The 23891-nt window shown below is 69.5% G+C and carries 22 protein-coding genes; 5 read left to right on the top strand and 17 right to left on the bottom strand.

The window, feature by feature from the left end; all coding sequences use genetic code 11:
* Positions 1–24 precede the first annotated feature (24 nt).
* Both D7X96_RS04935 and D7X96_RS04930 read right to left on the bottom strand, forming a co-directional pair.
* Positions 25–1863 (bottom strand): sensor histidine kinase, encoded by a 1839-nt coding sequence (locus D7X96_RS04935; RefSeq protein WP_121722037.1) that lies wholly within the window; start codon positions 1861–1863, stop codon positions 25–27.
* Positions 1860–5198 (bottom strand): response regulator, encoded by a 3339-nt coding sequence (locus tag D7X96_RS04930; RefSeq protein WP_120546613.1) that lies wholly within the window; start codon positions 5196–5198, stop codon positions 1860–1862. Before D7X96_RS04930 ends, D7X96_RS04935 begins: the two co-directional genes overlap by 4 nt.
* 196 nt (positions 5199–5394) lie before the next feature.
* Here D7X96_RS04930 and lexA point away from each other — a divergent pair, with 196 nt between their 5' ends.
* Positions 5395–6063 (top strand): transcriptional repressor LexA, encoded by a 669-nt coding sequence (gene lexA / locus D7X96_RS04925; protein WP_120546614.1) that lies wholly within the window; start codon positions 5395–5397, stop codon positions 6061–6063.
* A gap of 38 nt (positions 6064–6101) precedes the next feature.
* Here lexA and D7X96_RS04920 read toward each other — a convergent pair whose 3' ends face one another.
* The 7 genes from D7X96_RS04920 to D7X96_RS04890 form a co-directional block, all read right to left on the bottom strand.
* Positions 6102–6776: a hypothetical protein gene (locus D7X96_RS04920; RefSeq protein WP_147442633.1), complete on the bottom strand. Its 675-nt coding sequence runs from the start codon at positions 6774–6776 to the stop codon at positions 6102–6104.
* Between the two features lie 139 nt (positions 6777–6915).
* Positions 6916–7485 carry an imm11 family protein gene (locus tag D7X96_RS04915; protein ID WP_120546616.1) on the bottom strand — a complete coding sequence of 190 codons (570 nt, stop codon included), beginning with the start codon at positions 7483–7485 and terminating at the stop codon, positions 6916–6918.
* Positions 7486–7488: 3 nt separating this feature from the next.
* Positions 7489–8055 (bottom strand): imm11 family protein, encoded by a 567-nt coding sequence (locus D7X96_RS04910; protein ID WP_120546617.1) that lies wholly within the window; start codon positions 8053–8055, stop codon positions 7489–7491.
* A gap of 14 nt (positions 8056–8069) precedes the next feature.
* Complete coding sequence (locus D7X96_RS04905; protein WP_121769106.1) at positions 8070–9398, bottom strand: AHH domain-containing protein; 1329 nt, start codon at positions 9396–9398, stop codon at positions 8070–8072.
* A gap of 2 nt (positions 9399–9400) precedes the next feature.
* The gene (locus D7X96_RS04900; protein WP_120546619.1) at positions 9401–10543 is read right to left on the bottom strand and encodes a tetratricopeptide repeat protein; all 1143 of its coding nucleotides are present in this window, start codon (positions 10541–10543) and stop codon (positions 9401–9403) included.
* A gap of 17 nt (positions 10544–10560) precedes the next feature.
* Complete coding sequence (locus tag D7X96_RS04895; RefSeq protein ID WP_244219447.1) at positions 10561–11592, bottom strand: hypothetical protein; 1032 nt, start codon at positions 11590–11592, stop codon at positions 10561–10563.
* Between the two features lie 29 nt (positions 11593–11621).
* Positions 11622–12404, bottom strand: coding sequence for an SDR family NAD(P)-dependent oxidoreductase (locus D7X96_RS04890; RefSeq protein ID WP_121769105.1), 783 nt, complete (start codon positions 12402–12404; stop codon positions 11622–11624).
* Between the two features lie 72 nt (positions 12405–12476).
* Here D7X96_RS04890 and D7X96_RS04885 point away from each other — a divergent pair, with 72 nt between their 5' ends.
* Both D7X96_RS04885 and D7X96_RS04880 read left to right on the top strand, forming a co-directional pair.
* Positions 12477–14006, top strand: a complete 1530-nt coding sequence (locus D7X96_RS04885; RefSeq protein WP_121769104.1) for an acyl--CoA ligase — start codon at positions 12477–12479, stop codon at positions 14004–14006.
* Positions 14003–15013 (top strand): 2-dehydropantoate 2-reductase, encoded by a 1011-nt coding sequence (locus D7X96_RS04880; protein WP_121769103.1) that lies wholly within the window; start codon positions 14003–14005, stop codon positions 15011–15013. The genes D7X96_RS04885 and D7X96_RS04880 overlap by 4 nt, the downstream gene beginning before the upstream one ends.
* Here the strand turns inward: D7X96_RS04880 and D7X96_RS04875 are convergent.
* Genes D7X96_RS04875 through eno form a run of 3 tightly spaced genes read right to left on the bottom strand, consistent with a single transcriptional unit; the run spans position 15010 to position 18031 of the window.
* Positions 15010–15894, bottom strand: a complete 885-nt coding sequence (locus D7X96_RS04875) for a M23 family metallopeptidase (protein ID WP_244219446.1) — start codon at positions 15892–15894, stop codon at positions 15010–15012. The genes D7X96_RS04880 and D7X96_RS04875 overlap by 4 nt on opposite strands.
* Positions 15895–15938: 44 nt before the next feature.
* A complete protein-coding gene (surE, locus tag D7X96_RS04870; protein WP_120546625.1) occupies positions 15939–16730 on the bottom strand; it encodes a 5'/3'-nucleotidase SurE in 792 nt (263 codons plus the stop codon).
* Positions 16731–16732: 2 nt separating this feature from the next.
* Entirely contained in the window at positions 16733–18031 is a 1299-nt protein-coding gene (gene eno / locus D7X96_RS04865; RefSeq protein ID WP_121722029.1) for a phosphopyruvate hydratase, read from the bottom strand.
* Between the two features lie 80 nt (positions 18032–18111).
* On the opposite strand from eno, the gene D7X96_RS04860 reads away from it, so the two are divergent.
* Complete coding sequence (locus D7X96_RS04860; RefSeq protein ID WP_121769144.1) at positions 18112–19200, top strand: ADP-ribosylglycohydrolase family protein; 1089 nt, start codon at positions 18112–18114, stop codon at positions 19198–19200.
* 109 nt (positions 19201–19309) lie between these two features.
* Here the strand turns inward: D7X96_RS04860 and D7X96_RS04855 are convergent, their stop codons facing one another.
* The 4 genes from D7X96_RS04855 to D7X96_RS04840 all read right to left on the bottom strand — a co-directional run bounded on the left by D7X96_RS04855 (position 19310) and on the right by D7X96_RS04840 (position 21797).
* A complete protein-coding gene (locus tag D7X96_RS04855) occupies positions 19310–19489 on the bottom strand; it encodes a hypothetical protein (RefSeq protein WP_043321424.1) in 180 nt (59 codons plus the stop codon).
* A 419-nt stretch (positions 19490–19908) separates the two neighbouring features.
* Positions 19909–20334 carry a type II toxin-antitoxin system RatA family toxin gene (locus D7X96_RS04850; protein ID WP_120546628.1) on the bottom strand — a complete coding sequence of 142 codons (426 nt, stop codon included), beginning with the start codon at positions 20332–20334 and terminating at the stop codon, positions 19909–19911.
* A 43-nt stretch (positions 20335–20377) separates the two neighbouring features.
* A complete protein-coding gene (glpX, locus tag D7X96_RS04845; protein ID WP_120546629.1) occupies positions 20378–21343 on the bottom strand; it encodes a class II fructose-bisphosphatase in 966 nt (321 codons plus the stop codon).
* 43 nt (positions 21344–21386) lie between these two features.
* On the bottom strand, positions 21387–21797 hold the full coding sequence (locus tag D7X96_RS04840; protein WP_121722026.1) for an acyl-CoA thioesterase: 411 nt from the start codon (positions 21795–21797) through the stop codon (positions 21387–21389).
* A 93-nt stretch (positions 21798–21890) separates the two neighbouring features.
* Here D7X96_RS04840 and D7X96_RS04835 point away from each other — a divergent pair, with 93 nt between their 5' ends.
* Entirely contained in the window at positions 21891–23510 is a 1620-nt protein-coding gene (locus D7X96_RS04835) for an alkaline phosphatase family protein (protein ID WP_121769101.1), read from the top strand.
* A gap of 46 nt (positions 23511–23556) precedes the next feature.
* Here the strand turns inward: D7X96_RS04835 and D7X96_RS04830 are convergent, their stop codons facing one another.
* On the bottom strand, positions 23557–23889 hold the full coding sequence (locus D7X96_RS04830) for a hypothetical protein (protein WP_121769100.1): 333 nt from the start codon (positions 23887–23889) through the stop codon (positions 23557–23559).
* Positions 23890–23891 lie beyond the last annotated feature (2 nt).

The following is a 23891-nucleotide window of genomic DNA, read 5'->3' as shown; positions in this document are numbered from 1 at the left end:
CCTAGCTACCACACGCGGCGGGCTTCATGCCCGGGGCAGCACCACGGTGAAGCGGGCCCCCTGCCCTTCTTCCGAGCGGACCTCCAGCGTCCCCCCGGCCTCCGTGACGATGCGCCACGCGACGCTCAGGCCCAGGCCCACATTGGACCAGATGTCCTTGGTGGTGAAGAACGGCTCGAAGATGCGCGGGCGGATGCTCTCCGCGATGCCCTTGCCCGTGTCCTCCACCTCCACGATGCACATCCCGTCGCGCTCACCCGTGCGCAGCGTGAGCTTCTTCACCGGCGTCTTCAGCATCGCGGTGCGCGCGTTGGACAGGAGCGCCAGCACCACCTGGGACAGATGCCCCGGATCCGCCTTCACCCGAGGCACCGCCGTGCTCAGCTCCGTCAAGAGCTCGATGCCCTCCCCGAGCGTCTGGTTCTCCGTGAGGCTCAGCGCGTCGCGCACCACCGCGTTCAGGTCCACGGGCCGCAGGTCCGGGCGCTCGCGCTGCTGGGAGAAGCGCAGCAGGTTCTGGGTGATGTCCTTGCAGCGCTTGGCGCTCTGCTCGATCTTCCGCAGCGTCTCGAAGTCCACGTCGTCCGCGCCCCGGTCCAGGAGCAAGAGCTGCACGTTGCCCAGGATGCCGGCCAGCGGGTTGTTGATTTCGTGCGCCACGCCCGCGCCCAGCTGGCCCACCGCCGCCAGCTTCTGCGCCTCCACCAACTGGAGCTGCGCCGCCCGCAGGTCCGCCGTCGCCTCTTCCACGCGCACGCGCAGGTCGTCGTTCCAGCTCATCAGCCGCGCGCGGGACGCCTCCAGCTCCTCGCCCATGCGGTTGAACGTGGACGCCAGCTCGCTCAACTCGTCCTGGCCCTCCACCGGCAGGCGGCGCTCCAGCTCGCCGCGGCCATAGGCCTCCGCGCCCTGCACCACCTGCGCGAGCCGCCGGTCCAACCGCCGCGTGAAGAGCGCGCCCAGGGCCAAGAGCACCAGCAGCGCGCCCGCCACGGACGCGAGCACCGTGGTGCGCAGCTCGCGCACCGGCGTCAGCGCCAGGGCCTCGTCCTCCGTCACGACGACGCCCATCTCCAGCGTGTTCACCCAGGCCACGCTCACCCGGCGCGCGGGGTCCTTCAGCTGGAAGCTGCGTCCGTCCTCCACGCCCTGGGCGGACGCCAGCGCCGTCTTCAGCTCCGGCTCCAGCGCCGCCATGCGCCGCGCGGGCTGGGAGCTGGCCACCACCCGTCCCTGGCTGTCCACCACGTCCAGCCGCTGGCCGTCACTCGCGCGCCGCGCGAGCAGCGCCTCCAGCTGCGTGAAGACAAGCTCCGCGATGGCGTAGGGCGCGTCCATCGAAGCGCCCAGCTTCACCGCCACCGCCACGGCGGCCACCCCGGAGCCCGCGTGCACGTACGCGCTGCCGAGCGCCGCCTGGCCCTTGCCTCCGTCCCGGAACTGCCCCACCGGCACCGCGTGCGCCAGCTGCGCGACGCCCGCGGCGTCGAAGGCGGGGTGCTGCTCCAGCGGCTCCGCGCTCCGGAACACGGCGGGCCCCAGCGGCTGGCCGTCCGCGTCCGCCTGGATGACCGCGCTCACCGTGGTGGACTGGCCATACAGGAGCATCAGCATGCCGCGCACCTCTTCGGGCGTGGCGCGCTCCCAGGGCAGGAGCTCCGCGGAGCGGGCCAGTCCGTTGACGACCTCCATCAGGCTCGCCTCCACGGCCTCGGCGGTGGAGGTGGCCAGCGAGCGCTGCTGCTCGTCGATGCGCTGGGCCAGCGCGAGCTCCGAGCGCGACAGCAGCAGGAAGCCGACGATGGCCAGGGGCAGCACCGTCGCGGCGAGCATGAAGAGGATGAGCTGCTGGTAGAGCCTCATCCGGTGACGGAGCGGACCACGCGCTCCAGGTCGCTGCGCAGGTAGACGGAGCCGGGAATGGCCTTCGCCCGCTTCTTCATGTCCGCGGCGCGGCGGGCCAGCTCCGCGTGGTCATGCGCCACGCCGTCCGCCATCACCGCCACCACGGACACGCTCATGATGGGGAACTGGCGCTTCTCCCCGAAGCGGTCCTCCGCCTCGATGTGGCCGCGCTCCCGGTCCTGCCGGTCGTAGTAGAGCGGGATGATCCGGTCGAACTGCTCGATGGCCCGCTGGCACACCCGGTCCACCGACTCCACGGAGGTGATGAAGACGAAGTCGTCCCCGGCCACGTGGCCCAGGAAGTCCCCCGGCGCGCCCTCCTGCTGGAAGACCTCCCGCATCAGGTCGCCCGTCTGGCGCACCACGCCGTCCGCCTTCGCGAAGCCGTAGTAGTCGTTGTAGGCCTTGAGGTTGTCCAGATCCAGGTAGCAGAACGCGAAGGGCTGGCGCGCGCCCAGCCGGCGCTGCACCTCTCGCTCGATGGCGGTGGAGCCCGGCAGCTGCGTGGTGGGCGACGAGGACAGCTCCTGCTCCTTGCGCCGCAGCATGCTCTCCACGCGCGCGCCCAGCTCCAGCGCGTCGAAGGGCTTGGTGATGTAGTCGTCCCCGCCCAGCTTCAGCGCGCGGACCTTGGAGGACGTCTCCGTGCGCGCGGAGATGAAGATGACGGAGATGTGGCCGCTGGCGCGCTCGGCCTTGATCTCCTCCAGGAACGCGAACCCGTCGCCGTCCGGCAGCGTGACGTCCAGGAGCACCGCGTCCGGCCTGCGCTCGCGCAGGGAGCGCCGGCCCTCCTCCACGCCGTGCGCGACGTCCACCTCGAAGCCCAGCCCCTCCAGCACCTCGCGGCAGATGGAGGCGATCTTCACGTCGTCGTCCACCACCAGCACGCGCCCGTGCTGTGCCCCGCCGCGGCCGCGCGCCAGCGAGTCCACGGTGGCCAGCAGCTTGTCGCCCGCCAGGGGGCGCACGAGGAACGCGTCCGCGCCGGCCCGGAAGGCGCGCTGGCGCTCGTCGAACGCGGAGGTGAGCAGCAGCGGCGAGCGGCGCGTCTCCGGATCATTGCGGAGGATCTCCGCCAGCCGCAGGCCGTCCACGTCCGGCAGCCGCACGGACACCAGCACCACGTCCGGGTGCAGGTTGCGCGCGGCGGACAGCCCCTCCTCCGCGGTGGACGCCAGGCGCACCCGGTAGCCCCGGGCGCCCAGCAGGGCCTTCATGATGTGGCCCACCTCCGGCTCGCCCTCGATGATGAGCACCTTGCCGCGCGAGTCCGCGCGGATGGGCTGCGGCGACGGCAACAGCGTGTCCACGGCCGCCTGGCTGAGCACGTCCTGGGGCGGCTCCGTGGGGAGCACGGCGATGAAGCGCACGCCGGTGTGGGAGGGCTCGGACCAGATGCGGCCGCCGTGGGCCTCCACGATGTTGCGGCAGATGGGCAGGCCCAGGCCGGTGCCGCGCACGGTGCGGTTCGCCTGGGTGCGGGCCTGCTCGAAGCGGTCGAAGATGCGCTCCAGGCTCTCTTCCGGAATGGGGTCGCCGCTGTTCCAGCAGGACAGCACCACGTAGCCGGGCAGGCTGGACGTGGCGCGCAGCTCCACGCGCACCTCGCCGCCCTCCGGCGTGAACTTCACCGCGTTGTTGAGCAGGTTGTTGAGCACCTGGTTCACGCGGTTGGGGTCCACCATGGCGCGCAGCGGGTGCTGCGGCAGCTGCGGCAGCACGCGGATGCGCTTCTCCGCGAAGGCGGGGCCGTACTTCTCCACCACGCGCTGGACCAGTTCCTCCAGGTAGATGCGCTCGAAGCTCATCTTCAGCCGGCCCTGCGCGTACTTCGACAGGTCCAGCAGGTCATCCACGATGCTGTTGAGCTTCTCCGCGGAGTCCTTGGCCAGCGACAGGTAGCGGTGCTGCCGCTCGTTGATGTCCCCCGCCATCCGGTTGAGCACCAGGTCCAGCGCGCCGGTGATGGAGGTGAGCGGCGTGCGCAGCTCGTGGCTCACCATGGAGACGAAGGTGTCCTTGCGCTCCTCCAGCCGCTTCTGGTCGGTGATGTCGCGCAGCACCACGCACACGCCACGCAGGGTGCCGCGCGCGTCGTTGACGGGCGTCACGGTGGTCTGCACGGTGCGGTCGAAGAGCTTCACGTCCTCGCGCATCACCTGGTGGCCGCTGTACTCCAGGTTGCGCACCAGCTGGAACGGCTGGAAGCCCAGGCGCTCCTCCAACAGCCGGTTGGAAGGGCCCTGCTCCTCCTCCCCCGCGCGCAGGATGCGGCGGGCCGCGGGGTTCATCACCACGATGTCGTTCTTCTCGTCGGTGAGCACCACGCCGTCCGCCATGGACGCGACCATGCGCTCCATGCGGTGGCGGGCCTCCTCCTCCGCGGAGCGCAACGACTGGATGGCGTCCGCCGTCTGGTTGGCGAGCACGTCCAACAGCAGCCCGTCGTCCTCCGTGAACGCGTCCGCGCGGTGGGAGAACAGCGACAGCATGCCCACGGGCTTTCCGGCCGCGGTGAGGTTCACCGTGAGCTGGTTGGGGTAGACGACCGGGGACGCGGAGTCCTTGGTGGTGGTGCCGGTGACGCGGGTGATGACCCGGTCCTCCGGGAGCGTCAGCCCGCTGCTCTTGCGGTACGCGCCGAGCATGGACTCCTTGACGCCCAGCAGCGCCTCTTCGCCGACGTTGCCCACGCAGCGCAGGCGCAGAGTGGCGCCGCGCTGGCCGTCCGGCGCGATGAGGGCCGCGCCGCAGTCGTACGGCAGCACGCGGGCCACTGCGGTGAGCACGCGGTCGATGATGGCGTCGTAGCTGGCCGGGTCGTTCGCGCTGGCGCGGCTGACCTCGTAGAGGACGAAGAGGGCCTCCACCCGCTGGTGCAGCTGGCGGATGAGCTTCTCCTTGTCCTTCCTGAGCTGGGCGAACTCCACCGCGTTCTTCACGGTGATGAGCAGGTCGTTCACGTCCCAGGGCTTGGTGACGTAGCGGTACACCTGGCCCTGGTTGATGGCGGCGATGATGTCCTGCGGGTCCGTGTAGGCCGTCAGCAGGAGCGTCGTGACGTCGATGCCCTCCGCCCTCGCCGCGTTGACCAGGTCGATGCCGGTCATCTCCGGCATGCGCTGGTCGGTGACGAGGACGTCCACGGACTCGGTCCGCAGGATTTCCAGGGCTGCCTTGCCGTGGGGGGCGGTGAGGACGCGATAGCGTCGCTGGAACATCCGGCTGAGGATGTCCAGGACGTCGGCCTCGTCATCGACGAAGAGCAGCGTGTGGCGGAGGTCGGACACGGCGGCGCCAAGTGTACGCCGAGATCAACGCGCCGCCTCAAGCTGCGAGAAGGACAGGCCGAGGACAGCACGCACGGTATGGGTGGGGGTACTGAACAGATTGACTCTACACGTATGTTCAGGGAGCATGGGCCACTGAAATTCTGTTGCCCATCACCGCCAGAGCAGGCGGGCGACCGAGCGAAGGAGTGCGGCCATGGAAGAGCTCACGGAGCGCCAGCGCGAGATCCTGACCTTCATCGTGAAGGAGACGGAGGTCCGAGGCTTCCCCCCGACCATCCGGGAGATTGGGGAGCACATGGACATCCGCTCGACCAACGGGGTGAACGACCACCTGAAGGCCCTGGAGCGCAAGGGCTACCTCACCCGGGGCGAGCAGCAGAGCCGCTCGCTGGTGCCCACCAAGCGGGCGAGGTTGCTCCTGGGCCTCGGGATGAAGAGCCGGGACTCGGGCATGATCGAGATCCCCCTCCTGGGCAAGGTGGCGGCGGGTGCGCCGGCGCTGGCGCAGGAGCACATGGAGGACTCGGTCAAGATCGACAGCTTCCTTCTGGGCGGGGTGAACGGCCGGGAGGTGTTCGCGCTGAGGGTCAAGGGCCAGTCGATGATCGACGACGGCATCCACGACGGGGACTACCTCTTCGTGAAGAAGACGCCGTCGGCGCAGCCGGGGGAGATCGTGGTGGCGCTCATCGAGGACGAGGCCACGGTGAAGCGCTACTACCCGGAGACGGACCGCATCCGCTTCCAGCCGGCGAACGCGACCATGCAGCCCATCTACGTGAACCGCGCGGACTTCCGCTCCACGATGATCCTGGGGCAGGTGGTGGGCGTGTACCGGAAGCTGCAGGGCGGCCGGACGTAAGGAAGTGGCATCCGCCCGGGCACGGTGGGCCCGGGCGGTCAGCGGACGGGGCAGGCACCGCAGTCGAGCGAGGCGCCGCAGCCGTCCGGCACCACGCTCCCGCAGGAGCGGCCCAGGGACGCGCAGGTCGCGGGCGTGCAGCAGGTGTTGTCCTGGGTGCAGGTCTGGCCTTGAGGGCACCCGCCACAGTCGATGCGGCCGTGGAGGGTCTCCGTGAAGCCACAGGCGACGTGGATGCTGGCACAGAGTTCGGGCGCGTGGACCCCGTTCATGGACCTGCGGCCCCCGACCTTCTCCTGGAGCACTTCCAGCGAGAGGTATGAGGAGACAGGTGCGTCCGCGGAGGGCGTCCGGATGTTCACCCCACGGCCCTTGGGACCCAGCTCGCGAGCCTGAGCCGTCTTGAAGTCAGCCCCGGGCTGCGGTGCGACTTCCCAGGGAAGGGTCATCCACAGGCCGACCTCGGTGTCTGGAGGGGGCGCTTCCGTGAGGATCACGGTGGCGGACCTGAAGGCGAAGGGATTCACGAGCATGTCCACGTAGCTGTCCCCGAGCACGAGGGACGGTGGCGCCATGGCGCGAGGCATGAACTCCGTCCAGTCCAGGCCCTGGAGCTTGATCAACAGCCCGTCGTGAACGGTGACCTCTTCTTGCGTATCGCCGCGAAGGACCGTGAAGCCCCGGGTGATGTGCACCCGTTCCACCGAGGTCACGGTCCCCAGGTCCGAGTTCTGGGAGCGAGGCCAGGTCCGGGGAGTGGCTGGAGGAGATGCCCCCGTGCAAGCCAGAGTCAGGCCCAGCATCAGCAGACTGCAGAGTCGCACCATGTGTCGTTCCCCCTCGGCGCGACAATCAAACTTCGGTGAACCGTATTCCCGTGGCGCGGACGCGCTCCAGGGCGAGCTTGATGTCCTCGGAGACGATGAGGGCGATGGACCAGCCCCATGTCCTGAATACCTGCGCATCGCCCACCTGGGCTGGGTCGATGCGCATGCCGTCAACGTCGCGATACTGCCCGACCCGCTCCGGCCGGCCATCTTGAGGGGTCCACCGGATCACCTCGTCGGAAGCGTCGTCATCGATGCAGCGGATGAGTCGAGTCGCCACGAGGATGGAGTACGGCCCCGCATGTCCCTGGACGTCCACGGGGACAAGCTGGATGTCCTGTGCTGCCAATTTCGAAAAAGCAGCTGCGACCCGCGCACTGACAACGGGCGTACTGAAGCCAGCCAGGGAGAAGTCGAGGGGCGTTCCCGGATGCTCCAGGGGAACGAGCAGCGCTTGTCGCGGAGGAACGGGTCGCCCCTCTCTAAACATCCACGGGTCCTCGACCTCGTTCCCACCCGCATCCAGAGGGATGCCCAGCTCCCATCGGCCTGGGAGGGTGACGTCATCAAGAAGCCGGAAGCAACGCCGTGGCAAAGGTCACACAGGGGTGAAGTGCACGCCCGTGGCGCGAATGCGCTCCAGCGCGAGCTTGATGTCTTCGGAGACGATGAGGGCAATTTTCCAGCCCTCGGTCCGAAACACCTTCGTGGTGCCGACCTTCTTCACATCGATGTGAAGATCATCCACGGCGTAGTACGTCCCAACCTTCTCTGGCAATCCGTCCTCAGCGGTCCAGAACTGGACGGCCGAAGCCTGCTCATCAATGCAGAGGATGCACTTCGTGGCCACGAGGATGACGTACTGGTCGGGCATGCCCTTGATGCTGACGGGAATGAACTGGACATCCTCGGAGGCGAGTTCAGCGAAGACGGATGCCACCTTCACATGGACAACGGGCGCCAGTCCGACTCCAGCGGTCGAGAAGTCCAGCGCACGCCCCTGCTGATCAATGGGCACGGTCAACCTGCCGGAGACTGACACCGGACGACCTGCCCGGAACTGCCAGGGATCCTCGACCTCCTGGCCCTGCTCATCAACAGGGTCGCCGAGGTACCAGGTTCCGGCCTGGACGTCTTCAGACAGCTCGAAGTAGCGAAGTGTCATGGGGCTCCAGGTTTTCAACCGCCTCGGGTGACGAGCAGGTTGAGCTCTGTTCCAGGCGTTTTGACTTCCTTGGCCAGGATTTCAAGCGCTCGGACCAATGCCGCACGGCAGTCTTTGACCGTCCGGCAATTCGCAGTGGCGCTGTTGAGTCGCGCCATCACTCGCTGATGGTACCTCTGAGGATGAGGCCCGCGATGTCCCGGGACCTCGACAATGTTCTCCGGGTCCTTCAGCTCCATCCCCGCCTTCTTGAAGATGCGCTGGAAGCGCGGCGTCCACGGTCCCCCGCGCTGCGTGGACACATTGTTCCGTAAGGTCGCCAGGTGGTGTTTCTGACTGCCACCTCGCGACGACATGGCGACGGCATTGGGCGCCAGGGCGATGGTGAATCCATCCGCGGCCATGGCCACGGACCGCACGCCACCGATGCCCGCGTAGGCGAAGCCCGCCTGGGACTCCACCGCGAGCGCCGCCTGCGCGGAGCCTGGAAGCCCTGGTGCCTTCGCCGCGAGCCCCACCGTGCTACCCACCGCCGCCGTGGCCAGCATCACGAAGACCCGCGCGGCGTTCTTCCCCAGCACCTTCCCGTAGCCCTCCCCTGCCTCGCGCAGTTCGTCGAACGTCAGCGCCCGGTCCGCCTGCTTCACCAGCGTCAGCCACCCGTCCAGCAGCCCCCACACCGTGTCCACGCCCAGGTACGCGATGGCCGTCGCTGTCATCAGCGCCGCGATGCCCTTGGACACAGGCTCCGGCAATGACCACAGCAGCAGGTACACGGTCACGGAGGCCGTCACGGTGGCCAACACGGCCTGCGGGTTCACGACGCCCCGCAGCGCGTCCGCCGTCTCGTCCCACCCCGAGTCCATCGCCAATGCCAGGGCCAGCGCATACCGGCCATCGCTTCCCAGCAGCGGTCCCTCTTCCAGGAGCGCCAGGCAATCCCGGCCCTGCTTCTTGCGCTCACACCAGCGCCCATAGGCGCGCGCCAGCTCGGCCGACGCATCGTCCACCAGGTGCAGCTCGCGTGCTTCCTCTTCTCCCAGAGGACGGATCCGATGCGTGCGAGCTTCGTACCCGAACACGCCACTGCGCTCCGGCACACCGAACAACAAGCGGGCATCCCGCAGTGGATGCGAGAACGGGCGCACATCTCTCGCGAGCACCGTGACGGCCTTCTTGAATTCGGCCCTCCCCAGCTCCGCGTCCTCCAGCGGAGCCTCCTCCTCCACCCGGGGCGTCACGACAACCAGGGCCTCACGCCCTGTATCCAGGCGCACGACCCGGCCGGACGCGCAGCCCGTCAGGAGGCACAGCAGCAGCAGGCGCAGCCACCCACGACACATACCTACGGGCACTTCACCACGCCACCATCCGCTGCCGCCGAGGCCACGCGGGCACAGGCGGCCTGCACGGTCGCCGTGTCCTTCAAGTCACGCGCGAGCCTCGCGGTGGACAGCTGCAGGTCCACGTTCTTCGCGTGCCCCGGCTCCGCGCCCAGGCTCGTCAGAATGCGCAGGGCGTCCTGCTTGCGCCCCATCGCGGAGAGCAGGTCCGCGAGCTCCTGCATCTCGCTCACGTCCGCCCCCGACACCGTGTCCAGGGCCTTCTGCAGCTCCGCCTCCGCCGCCGCCCGGTCGTCCACCGCCAGGTGTGCCTTCGCGATCGCCACGTGCACGACGGCGCGGTCCTTCACCTTCAGCGATTCGCCATAGGCCTTCAGCGCTTCCTCGCGCTTGCCCAGCTTGAGCTGGATCTCCGCCACCAGCTCCCACAGCGTCGGGTCCTTCGGCGACTTCTTCGCGGCCTCTTCATACGCCGCCGCTGCTTCCGGCAACCGGCCCGCGCGCACCTCAGCGTCTCCCAGCGCCGTCAGCACCTCCGGCGTCCGCACACCCTGCCCCGTCACCTTGCGCAACAGACCGGCCACCTCGTCCTGCCGTCCCTGCTTCGTCAGCACGTCCACCGCCCGCACCAGCAGGTCGGACTTCGACGCGTCCGGCGCGGCCTCCGCCGCCTGCGTGAAGTCGCGCACCGCCTCGTCGTGGTCGCCGCGCTCCTCGGCCAGTTCGCCCAGCTGCTCCAGCGCGTTGAAGTCCTTCGGATGCAGCGCCAGCGCCTTCTGCAGCGACTGCCGTGCCTCGTCCTTCTTGCCCAGCTGCGCCTGGATGAAGCCCAGCCGGCTCCAGTTCGTGGAGCGCTTCGGGTCCAAGCGCAGCGCGGCCGCGAACTCCTTCTCGGCCTCCTCCAGCCGGCTCATCGACAGCAGCACCTCGCCCCTCGCGGCGGGCAGGCGCGGGTCTGCCGGCGTCAGGGCCTTCATCTCGTCGAAGGACTTGAGCGCGGCGTCGAAGTTGCCCTTGAGGTACTCGGAGTTGGCCTGGAGGTAGAGCCCTTCCGCCTGGTCCTTCGGATCCAGCTTCGGCGTTTCAGTACAGGCCCCGGAGGCCAGCAGGGCAAGGAGCGGAAGGGCGCGCAGACGCGAGGACATGAGAGGCTCCGGAAGACTCAGAAGTGGTACGCGATGCCGGCGTTGACATCGAAGTTGAGGCCGTCGCCCGCGCCGTCTTCCGCGAGCCCCAGCACCGCCTGCGCGATGTTCGTTCCCAGCTCCAGCTGGAAGCCCACGTGGCCCGCCAGCAGGTACTCCAACCCCACGAAGCCCACCACGGACGGCAGCGGGCCTGTGTTCTGGAAGATGCCGTAGTCGCCAAAGGACAGCTGCACGCCCAGGCCGAAGCCCCAGTACGGCCGCAGGTCCTTCTCCAGGCGGTGATAGTGCCGCGCGCCCACGATGCTGGGCAGCACGTTGAGCTCGCCCTCGACGTCGCCGCCCGCGTGCACCCAGGTGAAGCCCACCTGGAGGAAGCCCTGCCATTCCGGGTGGAACCAGTAGCCCATCTCCAGGTCCAGGCCGGGGTTCAACGAGGACAGCTTGTCGATGAAGCTGTTGTTGAAGCGCAACCCCAGCGTCAGCCCACCGCCCGGCGACGACATGACCGCGCCGCCCAGCAGCGGCCGGGCCGTGACGGTTTCACCCGGGGACTCCAGCGCCACACTCAGCTCGTCGGACACGGCGACCACCGTGCGCACCAGCTCGCCGTCATCCGAGGCCTCCGCGCGCGGCCGGCCGATGCTGCGGCCCTCGCGCGTGTCCATCAGGCTCGCGGAGAGGAGGTACTGGCTCCCGAACCGGTCCAGACGGCCCATGAGGATGTAGCGCGCCCCCGTGAGGGAGGTCAGCGCCTGGAGGCAGTCCGCTTCCTCACACGACGTGCTGCCCACGAGCTCCCGCTGGCGCTCGGCGTCGACCTTCGATTGCACCTCGCGCTGGGACAGCACGCGCAGCCGGGGCGACTCCGCGAGCCGGCTCGCGATGAGCGCCGTGATGCCCGTCGCGGCGTCCTTCGCCGCCGCGTTGGACTGCAGGGGCAGCACCGCCACCGTGGACGGCGCGGGGACGTCCGTCCCCTCCTGCGCGAGGACAGGCGATGCCAGGAGGACGAGGCAGGAGATGAAGAGCCGGGGGAGGCGTGACACGGCCCACACTCTACCCTTTCCCCGCCCGCTCAGCCCTGCTGGTTGAGCTTCGCCGCGATGGAGCGCACCACGACCCGGGGGCTGAACCGCACCGAGAAGGCAGCCAGCCAGTTGAGCACGCCAGGGATGGCCACCACCCGCCCCTTCATCATGGCCGCGTAGGCATGGCCCGCGACCTCGGGCGCCTCCGCCACGCCTGGCCGATTGAAGAGGCGCGACTCCGCGTTGCCCGCGCGATTGGCGAACTCCGTCCTCGTGGCGCCGGGGCAGTGGCAGGTCACCGTCACGCCCGTGCCCTCCAGTTCGACCGCGAGCGCCTCCGTGAAGGACAGCACGAACGCCTTCGTCGCGTAGTACGTGGCCATGTACGGCCCCGGCTGGAAGCCCGCGGTGGACGCGATGTTGAGGATGCGCCCCGCTTTGCGCTCGCGCATGGGGCGCGCGAACAGGTGCGTGAGCTTCAGGAGCGCGGTGCAGTTGACCTCCACCATCTCCGCCTCTTTCGCGATGTCCTGCTCCAGGAACGGCCCGGCGGAACCAAACCCCGCGTTGTTGACGAGGAAGTCCACCGCGAGCCCCAGCTCCCGCACGCGCGCGAAGAGCTGCTCTGGCGCGGAGGGCTGCCCCAGGTCCGCGGGCAGCACATGAGCCTTCACGCCATGCGCCTGCTCCAGCTTCCGGGCCAGCTCCTCCAGCTTCGCCACGCCGCGCGCCACGAGGATGACGTCGTGCCCGTCCTTCGCGAACTGCTCCGCGAACTGAGCCCCGAGCCCCACGGATGCACCGGTGATGAGCGCCACTTTCCGCGACATGGTGTGCCTCCCGGCGGGCCGATATAGCAGCATTCGGAAACAAGCCCGGGGAGGTGGGACGTGGAGCCTGGCATGGAGCGCAAGGACACCCTCGAAGCGCTGCTCGCAGCCGGACGGACGGAGGACGCAGCGCTCGGTGCGCCCGGCAGGCAGGGCATGAGCTACGGCGCGCTGCGGGAGCTCACCGCGCAGGTCCGCGAGCAGCTGAACGCATGGGGCCTGGGCCAGGGAGACCGCGTCGCGCTGGTGCTGCCCAACGGGCCGGAGATGGCGGCGGCCTTCCTCGCCGTGGCCAGCGCCGCGACGACCGCGCCGCTCAATCCGTCCTATCGCGCGGACGAGCTGACGTTCTACCTGGACGACCTCCAGGCCCGTGCGCTCGTCGTGCTCGAAGGAACACAGGAGCCGGCCCGCGAGGTCGCGCGTGCACGCGGCATCCCGCTCATCGAATTGCGTCCGACGCTGGACGGACCCGCCGGACACTTCACGCTCCAGGCCGCGCAGCCGATGTCCGGAGCGGGGCGCCGTCCTGGCCTCGCGAACCCTGACGACGTCGCGCTGGTGCTGCACACGTCGGGCACGACGGCGCGGCCCAAGCAGGTGCCGCTGACGCACGCGAACCTCCGCGCCTCCGCACGGCACATCGGCGCGCAGCTGGGCCTGGGCCCCACGGATGCGTGCCTCAACATCATGCCGCTGTTCCACATCCACGGGCTCGTGGCGGCGGTGCTGTCCAGCCTGGGCGCTGGGGGCCGGGTGGTGTGCACGCCCGGCTTCAACGCCCTGCGCTTCTTCTCCTGGTTCGAGGAGGTCCGGCCCACCTGGTACACGGCCGTCCCCACCATGCATCAGGCGCTGCTGGAGCGCGCCCGGCGCAACGCGGACAGCCTGAAGGACCACCGCCTGCGCTTCATCCGGTCCTCGTCCGCGTCGCTGCCGCCGCAGGTGATGGAGGAGCTGGAGCGCGTCTTCGGCGTGCCCGTCATCGAGAGCTACGGCATGACGGAGGCCGCGCACCAGATGGCCTCCAACCCGCTGCCGCCGCGTCCCCGGTACGCGGGCTCGGTGGGGCTGGCCGCCGGGCCGGAGGTCGCCATCATGGACGACGCGGGCACGCTGCTGCCTCCGGGGGCGCTGGGTGAAGTGGTCATCCGGGGCCCCAACGTCATGTCCGGCTACGTGAACAACCCCGACGCCAACGCGCGCGCCTTCACGCACGGGTGGTTCCGCACGGGTGACCAGGGCACGCTCGACGCGCAGGGCTACCTGCGGCTCACCGGGCGGTTGAAGGAGCTGATCAATCGCGGCGGGGAGAAGGTGAGCCCGCTGGAGGTGGACACCGTGTTGCTGGAGCATCCCGCCGTGCAGCAGGCCGTGACGTTCGCCCTGCCCCACCCCAAGCTCGGCGAGGACGTGGCCGCCGCCGTCGTCCCGCGCGAAGGCCACACCCCCACCGAGCGCGAGCTGCGCGACTTCGTGGCGTCACGCGTGGCGGACTTCAAGGTGCCCCGCCGCATCGTCTTCCTCACGGAGCTGCCCAAGGGGCCCACTGGCAAGGTGCAGCGCATCGGGCTCGCGGAGCGGCTGGGGCTCACGTCATGAGGATCGCCATCTTCGGCGCGGGAGCCATCGGCGGGTTTCTGGGCGTCAAGCTGCTCCAGGCCGGCGCGGACGTGACCTTCATCGCGCGAGGCGCCCACCTGGACGCGATGCGCACTCACGGCGTCACGCTCACCAGCGGCGGCGAGACGGTGACGGTGCGCCCGCATTGCACGGACTCGCCCGACGACGCGGGCCCGCAGGACTACGTCTTCCTCACGCTCAAGGCCCACGCCCTGCCCGCCGCGGCGCCGCAGATTGCCCGCCTGCTGGGCCCGGAGACGGCGCTCGTCACCGGCATCAACGGCGTGCCCTACTGGTACTTCCACGGACTCGAAGGCCCGTACGCGGGCCGCCACATCGAGAGCGTGGACCCCGGCGGCGTGCTCCTGCGCACGCTGCCTCCCGAGCGCGTCATCGCCACCGTGGTGTATCCGGCCGCGGAGGTCGTGTCCCCCGGCGTCATCGTGCACACGTACAACGACCGCGTGACGCTGGGCGAACCCGACGGCAGCAAGAGCCCGCGCATCCAGGCGCTGTCACAGCTCATGATGAAGGCCGGGCTCAAGTCGCCCGTGCGCCCCCGCATCCGCGATGAAATCTGGGTGAAGCTCTGGGGCAACCTCGCCTTCAACCCGCTGTCGGCGCTCACCGGCGCGACGCTCGACGTGCTCAGCCGTCAGCCGGACCTGCGCGCGGTGGCGCGCACGATGATGCTGGAGGCGCAGGCGGTGGCGGAGACGCTGGGGACGCGCTTCCTCATCGACGTGGATCAGCGCATCCAGGGCGCGGCCCAGGTCGGCGCGCACAAGACATCCATGCTCCAGGACCTGGAGCGCGGTCGCCCGATGGAGATCGACGCGCTGCTGGGCGCGGTCGTGGAGCTGGGACACCTCACCGGCAAGCCCATGCCCACCTGCGAGAACATCCTCGCCCTGGTGCGCGAGCGTGCCCGTCACGCCGGATGCTATCCGCCCCGCGCAACACTTCCTGCTCCCGAAGCGACCTAGTCGTTCGCGGACGGCATCACGCCCAGGTACTCCAGCGGATCCGCGGGCTTGCCGTCCACGCGCACCTCGAAGTGCACGTGGGGGCCGGACGTGCGGCCGGACTCACCCACCGTGGCGATGACCTGCCCTCGCCGGACCTTCTGCCCCGTCTTCACGCGCAGGTCGCGGTTGTGCGCGTAGAGCGTAATCAGCGGCGACGCGTGCTCGACGATGACGATGAGGCCGTAGCCCTTCTGCTCGCCCGCGTAGAGGACCGTGCCCTCCTGCGCCGTCTTGATGGGCGTGCCCGCCGGCGCCGCCAGGTCGATGCCGTCGTGCGGCTCCTTGCCCTTCTTGCCGAAGCGGCCATACAGCACGCCCCTCAACGGCCAGTCGAGCATCCCCTGCGTCGCGAGCCTCGGACGCGACGGCGCGCCCGGACGCCCCGACACCACGCGCGCCCGGGGCGGATCCTCCCGGCGCGACACCGCGGGCACCGAGCGGCGCGGCGTGGACACCGGCGCCTGCCCCGGCTTGGAGAGCACCAGCTCCGGCTCCTCGTCGGACAGCGGCCCCGGGTCGCCGTACTTCGGCGGCTCACTGCCCGGAATCAGCAGGTCCTGGCCCACCGCCAGCTCGCGCGGATCCTTGATGCCGTTGGCCTGCGCCAGCTCCTCCACCGTGATGCCGTACGTCTTGGCGATGCGGTACATCGTCTCGCCCGCCGCCACGCGGTGGCGCACCGCCACCAGCTCCGGCTCCTCGTGCGTGGGCCTCAGCGCGAAGGACAGCGGCTTGCCGTTGCTCGTGGACTCGGGCCTGACACCGGCCGTGCCCAGCTGCGAGGAGGAAGCGGCCTGGGTGCTGGCGCAGCCGCCCAACAGCGCGGCCGCGAGCAACACCCAGAGCGCCCTGCCCGCTCGGCTGGAGCCGCCCGGCCCCAACCTCAGTCACCGCCGCCCGGACCGTGCCGCTTGAAGCCCTGCAGGTTCCACCCTGACAGCTCGGGGATGCGGCCGTGGTCCGTCATCTCGAAGTGCATCGGCGTCACCGACACGCGCTTCTCGTCGAAGACCGCGTTGCAGTCGCTGCCCGGGATGTCGTCGTGCGCGTACTCCGTGCCGCCAATCCAGTAGTACTTGCGGCCGCGCGGGTCCTCCTTCTCCACGACGTTCTGGCCGTACGAGTGCCGCCCCTGCTTCGTGATGACGTAGCCGTCCGGCTCCACGCCGCCAGGGATGTTCACGTTGAGGAGCATCCGCGGCGGCAGGGGCCGCGACAGCGCCTCCGTCACCAGCGCGCGCGCGAAGCGGCCCGCCGGCTTGAAGTCGAACGGCCCCCGCGTCACCAGGCTGAACGCGATGGCCGGGATGCCCAGGAACGCGGCCTCCATGGCCGCCGCGACCGTGCCGGAGTACATGACGTCGTCCGCCAGGTTCGCGCCGTGATTGATGCCGGAGACCATGAGCTGGGGACGATTGTCCTTCAGCAGGTGGTTCACCGCCAGATACGAGCAATCCGTGGGGGTGCCGTCCACGGAGAACCACCGCTCGCGCACCTCCTTGATGCGCAGCGGCCGGTGCAGGCTGATGGCATGGGAGGCGGCGCTCTGCTCGCGGTCAGGCGCCACCACCCACACCTCGCCCAGGGGGCTGACCGCCTCCACCAACGTCTGCAGCCCTTCGGAGAAGTAGCCGTCGTCGTTGGAGACGAGGATGCGGGGGCGAGAAGTGCTCACGGTCACTGCTTCTTCGCGAGCGAGCGGAAGGCGGTGCGGCCCGCGTAGCGCGCCCCGGCGCCCAGCTCCTCTTCAATCCGCAGGAGCTGGTTGTACTTGGCCACGCGGTCCGAGCGCGACGCCGAGCCCGTCTTGATCTGCCCGCAGTCCAGCGCCACCGCCAGGTCCGCGATGGTGGTGTCCTCGGACTCGCCGGAGCGGTGGCTCATGATGGACGTCATGCCCGCCTTGTGCGCCATGCGCACCGCGTCGAACGTCTCCGTGAGCGAACCAATCTGGTTCACCTTCACCAGGATGGAGTTCGCCGTGCCCGTCTCGATGCCCCTGGACAGGCGCTCCACGTTGGTGACGAAGAGGTCGTCGCCGACGAGCTGCACCTTGTCACCCAGCGCGTCGGTGAGCTTCTTCCACCCCTCCCAGTCATCCTCCGCCATGCCGTCCTCAATGGAGATGATGGGGTACTTCTGGGTGAGCCCCCGGTAGTACTCCAGCAGGCCCTGCGAGTCGTACTCCTTGCCCTCGCCCTTGAGCTTGTACTTCTTGGAGCCCTTGTCGAAGAACTCGCTCGCGGCCACGTCCAGCGCCAGGAACAGCTGCTCGCCGGCCTTGAAGCCCGCCGCGTCGATGGCCTCCATGATGAGCTTGAGCGCCTCTTCGTTGGCCGGCAGGTCCGGGGCGTAGCCGCCCTCGTCGCCCACGCCCGTGGCCAGCTTGCGGCCCTTCAGAATCTTCTTGAGCGCGTGGAACACCTCCGCGCCCCAGCGCAGGCCCTCCGCGAACGTCTTCGCGCCGGCGGGGACGACCATGAACTCCTGCACGTCCACGCGGGTGTCCGCGTGCGCGCCGCCGTTGAGGATGTTCATCAGCGGCACGGGCAGCGTGCGCGCCTGCAGGCCGCCCACGTAGCGGTACAGCGGCAGGCCGTGCGCGTCCGCCGCGGCGCGCGCGGTGGCCATGGAGACGGCGAGGATGGAGTTGGCGCCCAGCTTGGACTTGGTGGACGTGCCATCCAGCTCGATCATCCGCTTGTCCACGGCCACCTGGTCCACGGCGTCCATGCCGATGAGCGCCGGCCCGATGGTGTCGCGCACGTGGTCCACGGCCTTCTGCACGCCCTTGCCCAGGTAGCGGCCCTTGTCGCCGTCGCGCAGCTCGTGCGCCTCGTGCTCACCGGTGGAGGCGCCTGAGGGCACCGTCGCGCGGCCGCGCGAACCGCCCACGAGCAGCACTTCGGCCTCCACGGTCGGGTTGCCACGGGAATCGAGCACTTCACGCGCCAGGATTTGAGCGATCTCGGTCATAGGCGGCCGTTTCTACGAGGCACGGCCGGAACGGGCAAGCACGCTCGCACCGGCCGCCTGCTACAGTGTCCAGCCGCCGAATGCCTCCTCCTCCCAAGCGCCGCGCCACGGGGCCCGACCCGCTGCCCGGTCAGCGTGCCCGGGGTGCCCTCCTGGGCCTCGCCATTGGCAACGCCCTGGCCGTTCCCACCGCGGGGAGGCCCTTCTACGCGCCGGCCTTCCCCCAGCTCGCCGAGGGGCCCTACCAGGGCATGCACGGGGGCGGTCCGCACGACCTGCGCAAGGGACAGGTGACGGAGCCCACACAGCTGGCGGTGGCGCTGGCCCTGAGCCTGCGCGACCTGAAGCGCTACGACGCGGGCGACGCGCTCAAGCGCTACCGGGCCTGGCAGCCGCACGCCATCTCCGTCAGCGAACACATGAAGGAGCTGTTCCAGGAGTGTGACTCCAGCCTGCCGCCCCAGGTGAAGGACGCCGGCAAGCGCGTCTGGCAGAAGAACTTCCGGCGCCCGGCCCCCGCGGGCGCCCTGCCCCGCGTGGTGCCCCTGGGCATCCACCTGGCCAGGGACTCCTTCGCCCTGGCGAAGGCGGCGCTGGAGGACACCGCCCTCACGCACTTCGACCCGCGCAGCCAGCTGGCCGGCGCGGGGCTGTGCGCCGCCATCGCCAAGGCGATGACGGGCGGGCCGGACCTCAAGGCCGAGGACCTGCTGCCGGCCGCGGAGGTGGGCATCTCCCTGGCGGCCGCCGCCCTGGGCAAGCAGGAGAAGGACTACGTCCAGGAGGTCTCCCAGGCCGCGGCCCTGCTGCGCGAGGACCTGGCCCTGGCCGCGAAGGACGACCCGCAGCTCTACGGTCCGGAGCTGCACATGCACCGGCCCGGCAACAACGCGGTGCGTGCCGCGTTCCGGCTGGCCTTCTGGGAGCTGCTCCACGTCCCCACGGCGGAGGCCGCGTTGCTGGACGTCATCCACCGGGGCGGCGACACGGAGATCCACGCCTCCGTCACCGGCGCGCTGGTGGGCGCCTTCCACGGCGAGGGGGCGCTGCCGGAGGAGTGGCGCCAGAAGGTCCTCCTGGCCCTCCAGCCCTACAACCCCCTCCAGAAGGGGACGGTGCTGTGGGAGGTCTACCACCCCCGGCACCTGCTGCTGCTGGCGCCGGCCTAGTGGAAACCCCGCAAGCGCGAAGCCCGCGGGGGCTGTCCGGTGAGGGACAGCCCGTCCGCGGGCTCCGGGACACGCCGTGGCCAGAGGGCCACGGGTGGGATGGGGTCATCTACCCGAGCAGGTCGATGACGACGACGCCTCGTGACGGCTTCTCTTCCTCGGTGTCCGTCCTCCGGTGGGGACGGTCATCGGGTGCAGGCAGTGGGAGCTCCACCACCGGCCGCTCGTAATCCTCGCGGCGGAGCCGCTCGCGGCGCTTGATCTCTTCAATGATGAACGCGTCGAGCATGGGTTCGGTTTCTCCCTCAGCCTACGTACCCCGATGTACGCCCGCCGTCCCGCCGCCTTACCACTTCCACATCTCTTTGATGCAAATTAAGAACCCCGGTTTCTTTCTGGGGATGGCACCCTGATTCCGCATGGCTGCTCGTCCACCTCCCGACATCCGGGACAGAGCGACCGTGCCACGGATGTCAGGGAGACGTCCGTGGACGTTCAAAATTCGCCTGATCCTAATGCGTCCGCCGCGCGCCGCAACACGACTCATTTCAGGTGGCCTTTCGCCCCTCGCGCGGCACGGCTCCAGCCGAAAAGGGCCCGCCCGCCCTCCTGCTCCCTTGCACGGCACGGACCGTACGGGATGACAGGCAGGCGGGCGGAGACCTGACGCGAAATGTCAGTGGTGACGCGGGCCGTCGACGAAAACGGTCAGGGGGTTTCCGCGCGGCGCTTGAAGGCCTCCAGCATCTTGGGGAGCTGGGTCTCCGTGAGGGTGTTGATGATGGCCTTGGGGATGAGGGCGCCCAGGGCCATCTCCACGTTGTAGGTCGCGCGCGTCTTGCCCTCGCCCTCGGGCTCCAGCGTCCAGCTGCCCTTGTTGTCCTTCATCACCTCGCCCTCGACGAAGGTCCAGGACATGCGCTTGGGGCGCTCCTCGGTGACGCGGATGGTGTAGCGGATGCGCTTCACCACATCGACCTCGTAGTGCACCTGGACGGTGTTCCCCTGGCGCTGGGAGGTGGAGACCTTCTTCACCTCCGGGAGGAACTCCGCGTAGCGGTCGTAGTTCGTGATGATGTCGAAGACCTTCTCGACGGGAGCGTTGATGGTGATGGTGCGCGTGGCGCCGGCCATGGCGGTGTCTCCGGTGGAGTGAGGGACAGGGCTGACGGACAGCTTACGGCGCGTAGCCCGGCTTCTTGTCGAACTTGTGGATGGACTGGATGAAGCGGACGGTGCCCGTCTTGCTGCGCATGACGACGGAGTGCGTCTCACAGCCGCCGCCGAAGAAGCGCACGCCCTTGAGGAAGTCGCCGCTCGTCACACCCGTGGCCGCGAACATCACCTCACCCCGGGCCAGCTCCTCCGCGGTGTAGATCTTGTGGATGTCGGTGATGCCCATCTTCTTGGCGCGCTCGATCTCGCCCTGGTTGCGGGGCACCAGCCGGCCCTGCAGGTCACCGCCGGTGGCGCGGATGGCGGCCGCGGCGATGACGCCTTCCGGCGCGCCGCCAATGCCCATGAGCACGTCCACGCCGGAGCCCTCGAAGCAGGTGGCGATGGCACCCGCCACGTCACCGTCCTCGATGAGGCGCACGCGGGCGCCCGCGGCGCGGACCTCCTTGATGAGGTCGGCGTGGCGCTCGCGGTCCAGAATCATGACCGTGAGGTCCTCCACGTAGAGCTTCATGCGCTCCGCGATGGAGCGCAGGTTCTCCGTGGGAGACTTGCGCAGGTCGATGGCGCCCCGGGCGCGCGGGCCCACGGCGAGCTTCTCCATGTACGTGTCGGGCGCGTTGAGCAGGCCGCCGTGGCTGGACATGGCCACGACGGAGATGGAGCCCGGGCGGCCGTAGGCGCACAGGTTGGTGCCCTCCAGCGGGTCCAGGGCGATGTCCACCTCGGGGGCGCCGGCGTTGCGGGCGCCTACGCGCTCACCGATGTAGAGCATGGGCGCCTCGTCGCGCTCGCCCTCGCCGATGACGACCGTGCCGTCGATGTTCAGCGCGTCGAAGGCGCGGCGCATCGCGTCCACGGCGGCCTGGTCGGACTCATCCTTGTTGCCGCGGCCCATGAGGCGGGCGGAGGCGATGGCCGCCATCTCGGTGACGCGCACGACCTCCATTGCCAGGTTGCGATCCATTTTCGGGTGCTCCTCGTTCGGGAATTCGGGAAGGGAAAAGGGTTCAGGTCTCGGAGTCGTCCGCGGCCTTCAGGCGGGCGATGGCTTCGGGAAGCCGCTGCGGTTTTCCGTCACGCCCCACGCAGGCGTGCATCGTGCGGCCGGTGCACAGGAGCGTGGGGGCGTCACCGTCGCGCAGAAGCTCGTAGGTGAACACGAGTGACGCGCGGCGCAACTCACCCAGGGTGGTGCGGATGAGGAGCATGTCGTCGTAGCGCGCGGACGCCTTGTAGTGGGCGCTGGCCTCCACCACGGGCAGCAGGAGCCCGGTGCTCTCCAGTTCGCGGTAGCTGCCTCCGTGGGCACGGAAGAACTCACTGCGGGCGAACTCGAAGTAGCGGAAGTAGTTCGCGTAGTAGACGACCCCCATCTGATCCGTGTCGCCGTAGATGACGCGCAGCCGTGCCTCGACCATTGGGCCGCCCATATCAGGGCGGGGTGGCGTGTCCAAGCGGTGGGCGCGCATGTTGGTTGCTTCTGTTCATCCGGCAGAAGAGGCTGCCGCACCATGTCGCGCCTGATCGCCGCCCTCCTCGTCCTGTTCGCCCTGCCCGCCTCCGCCAAGGCCCCGAAGCTCACGCTGTTCATCAGCGTGGACGCCATGGGCAGCGACCTGCTCCTGAGAAACCGTCCGCGCCTGACGGGGGGCCTGGGCCGGCTGCTCTCCACGGGCGCGTACTACCCCTACGCCCGGTACGCCTACGCGGAGGCGCGCACGGCACCGGGCCACGCGACGCTGGCCACGGGCGCGAACCCCTGGCGCCACGGCATCGTGGACAACGACATCTACGACCGCGCGTCCGGGCAGGCGGTCCAGGTCTACACGGACCCGACGCATCCGGTGCTGAACGCGGAGACGCCCCCGGGGTCGGACACGAGCCCGGTGAACCTGATGGCGGAGACGCTGGCGGACCGGCTGCGCGTGTCCACGCAGGGCCGGGGCAAGGTGGTGGCGCTGTCCTACAAGTCGCGAGCCGCCATCCCGCTGGCCGGGCGCCAGGGCCAGGCCTGGTGGTTCGATGAGGCGGCGGGGCGGATGGTGACGAGCACCTGGTACGCGAAGCAGGAGCCCGCGTGGATGCAGGCGTTCAACGCGCGCAAGCTGCCGGACGCGGCGTTCAGCAAGACGTGGGAGCTGTTGCGTCCGCGCGCCGAGTACGTGGGCGAGGACGACCGCCAGATGGAGCCGGAGGCCTACGGCATGGGGCGCGTGTTCCCGCATGCGCTGAAGGGCGGGCTCCAGGCGCCCGGGCCCGCGTCGTACCGGGCGTTCGCGGTGTCGGGGTACTCGCATGACCTGCTGGTGCAGGCGGCGAAGGCGGCGCTGGAGGGCGAGGGCCTGGGCCAGGACGACGTGCCGGACCTCCTGGCGGTGAGCTTCAGCGGGACGGACGCGGTGTTCCACGCGTTCGGGCCGTACTCGTGGGAGATGCAGGACACGATGCTGCGGTTGGACCAGGCGATGGGAGAGCTCATCGCCGCCGCCGAGCGCGCGGCGGGTGGGAAGGCGAACCTGGTCATCATGCTGTCGGCGGACCACGGCGGCGCGGAGATCCCGGAGGCGTGGGCGCAGGCGGGCATGCCGGCCGCTCGGCTCAATCCGGTGGAGGCGGCGAAGGGGCTGGCGCAGGAGCTGAAGGCGAAGTTCGGCGTGGACGTGACGGTGAAGCTGCTGGAGCTGGACGTGCACCTGGGCGGCAAGGCGCTGGAGTCCGGCCAACTGGACGCGGTGGCGGTGCGGCGCGCAGCGGCGGCGTGGCTGGCGAAGCAGCCCTATACGGTGTGGGCGGTGGCCAAGGACGACCTGTCCACGGCACAGGACCCGGATGGACTCCTGGCGGCGATGCGGCGCGGCTACTACCCGGCGCGCAGCGGCGACGTGGTGTTCATGGCGAAGCCGTTCCAGGTCGTGAGCGACTATCCGCGCGGCACGAACCACGGCACGCCGTATTCGTACGACACGCAGGTGCCAGTGGTGTTCGCGGGCAGGGGCGTGAAGCCGGGGCTGTACCTGGAGGAGATCAACCCCGTGGACGTGGCCCCCACCCTGTCCGCGCTGCTGGAGATGGGCATGCCCGCGTCAGCGGAGGGCAAGCCCCGCGCGGAGGCGCTCACCGGCGCGCGGTGAAGGGCGACCCCAAACTCGATCTTCAAGAGTGGAGTCGCCCATCAGCTCAATCGAGGATCTTTATGCGCTCAGAAACAGAAACGACCTGCGCGCCCTGGATCATCAACTTCAAGCTCGCTCTCATCCGAAGAAGTGTGACCGGGTCGTCCCCTTCGAGAACTAGAGAAGCCGTGTTCCCAGCAATCTCTTGCTCCACAACCTTCAGTCCTGTCCACGGAACCTTCTCTTCGTGGAACCAGACGGCGTCCTCGTCGCTCATCCCGTCTGGCTCTTGCCGATAAGAGAATCCAGGCGCGAACCGCGTCGAAAACGCGGGAAAGTCCTTCGGACTGCTCCACCACTGGAGAAATGCCTCGACGGTCAGCCGGATGTCGTTCATTC

The organism is Corallococcus interemptor (assembly GCF_003668875.1).
Lineage (GTDB): Bacteria > Myxococcota > Myxococcia > Myxococcales > Myxococcaceae > Corallococcus > Corallococcus interemptor.
This window is presented reverse-complemented; position numbering and strand designations above follow the sequence as displayed.

Excerpts from the sequence above, each read along its gene's own strand:
- D7X96_RS04935 (WP_121722037.1), bottom strand. The coding sequence starts at position 1,863 with ATGAGGCTCTACCAGCAGCTCATCCTCTTCATGCTCGCCGCGACGGTG.
- lexA (WP_120546614.1), top strand. The coding sequence starts at position 5,395 with ATGGAAGAGCTCACGGAGCGCCAGCGCGAGATCCTGACCTTCATCGTG.
- D7X96_RS04910 (WP_120546617.1), bottom strand. The coding sequence starts at position 8,055 with ATGACACTTCGCTACTTCGAGCTGTCTGAAGACGTCCAGGCCGGAACC.
- D7X96_RS04905 (WP_121769106.1), bottom strand. The coding sequence starts at position 9,398 with ATGTGTCGTGGGTGGCTGCGCCTGCTGCTGCTGTGCCTCCTGACGGGC.
- D7X96_RS04900 (WP_120546619.1), bottom strand. The coding sequence starts at position 10,543 with ATGTCCTCGCGTCTGCGCGCCCTTCCGCTCCTTGCCCTGCTGGCCTCC.
- D7X96_RS04890 (WP_121769105.1), bottom strand. The coding sequence starts at position 12,404 with ATGTCGCGGAAAGTGGCGCTCATCACCGGTGCATCCGTGGGGCTCGGG.
- D7X96_RS04885 (WP_121769104.1), top strand. The coding sequence starts at position 12,477 with ATGGAGCGCAAGGACACCCTCGAAGCGCTGCTCGCAGCCGGACGGACG.
- D7X96_RS04880 (WP_121769103.1), top strand. The coding sequence starts at position 14,003 with ATGAGGATCGCCATCTTCGGCGCGGGAGCCATCGGCGGGTTTCTGGGC.
- eno (WP_121722029.1), bottom strand. The coding sequence starts at position 18,031 with ATGACCGAGATCGCTCAAATCCTGGCGCGTGAAGTGCTCGATTCCCGT.
- D7X96_RS04860 (WP_121769144.1), top strand. The coding sequence starts at position 18,112 with ATGCCTCCTCCTCCCAAGCGCCGCGCCACGGGGCCCGACCCGCTGCCC.
- D7X96_RS04855 (WP_043321424.1), bottom strand. The coding sequence starts at position 19,489 with ATGCTCGACGCGTTCATCATTGAAGAGATCAAGCGCCGCGAGCGGCTC.
- D7X96_RS04850 (WP_120546628.1), bottom strand. The coding sequence starts at position 20,334 with ATGGCCGGCGCCACGCGCACCATCACCATCAACGCTCCCGTCGAGAAG.
- glpX (WP_120546629.1), bottom strand. The coding sequence starts at position 21,343 with ATGGATCGCAACCTGGCAATGGAGGTCGTGCGCGTCACCGAGATGGCG.
- D7X96_RS04840 (WP_121722026.1), bottom strand. The coding sequence starts at position 21,797 with ATGGTCGAGGCACGGCTGCGCGTCATCTACGGCGACACGGATCAGATG.
- D7X96_RS04835 (WP_121769101.1), top strand. The coding sequence starts at position 21,891 with ATGTCGCGCCTGATCGCCGCCCTCCTCGTCCTGTTCGCCCTGCCCGCC.
- D7X96_RS04830 (WP_121769100.1), bottom strand. The coding sequence starts at position 23,889 with ATGAACGACATCCGGCTGACCGTCGAGGCATTTCTCCAGTGGTGGAGC.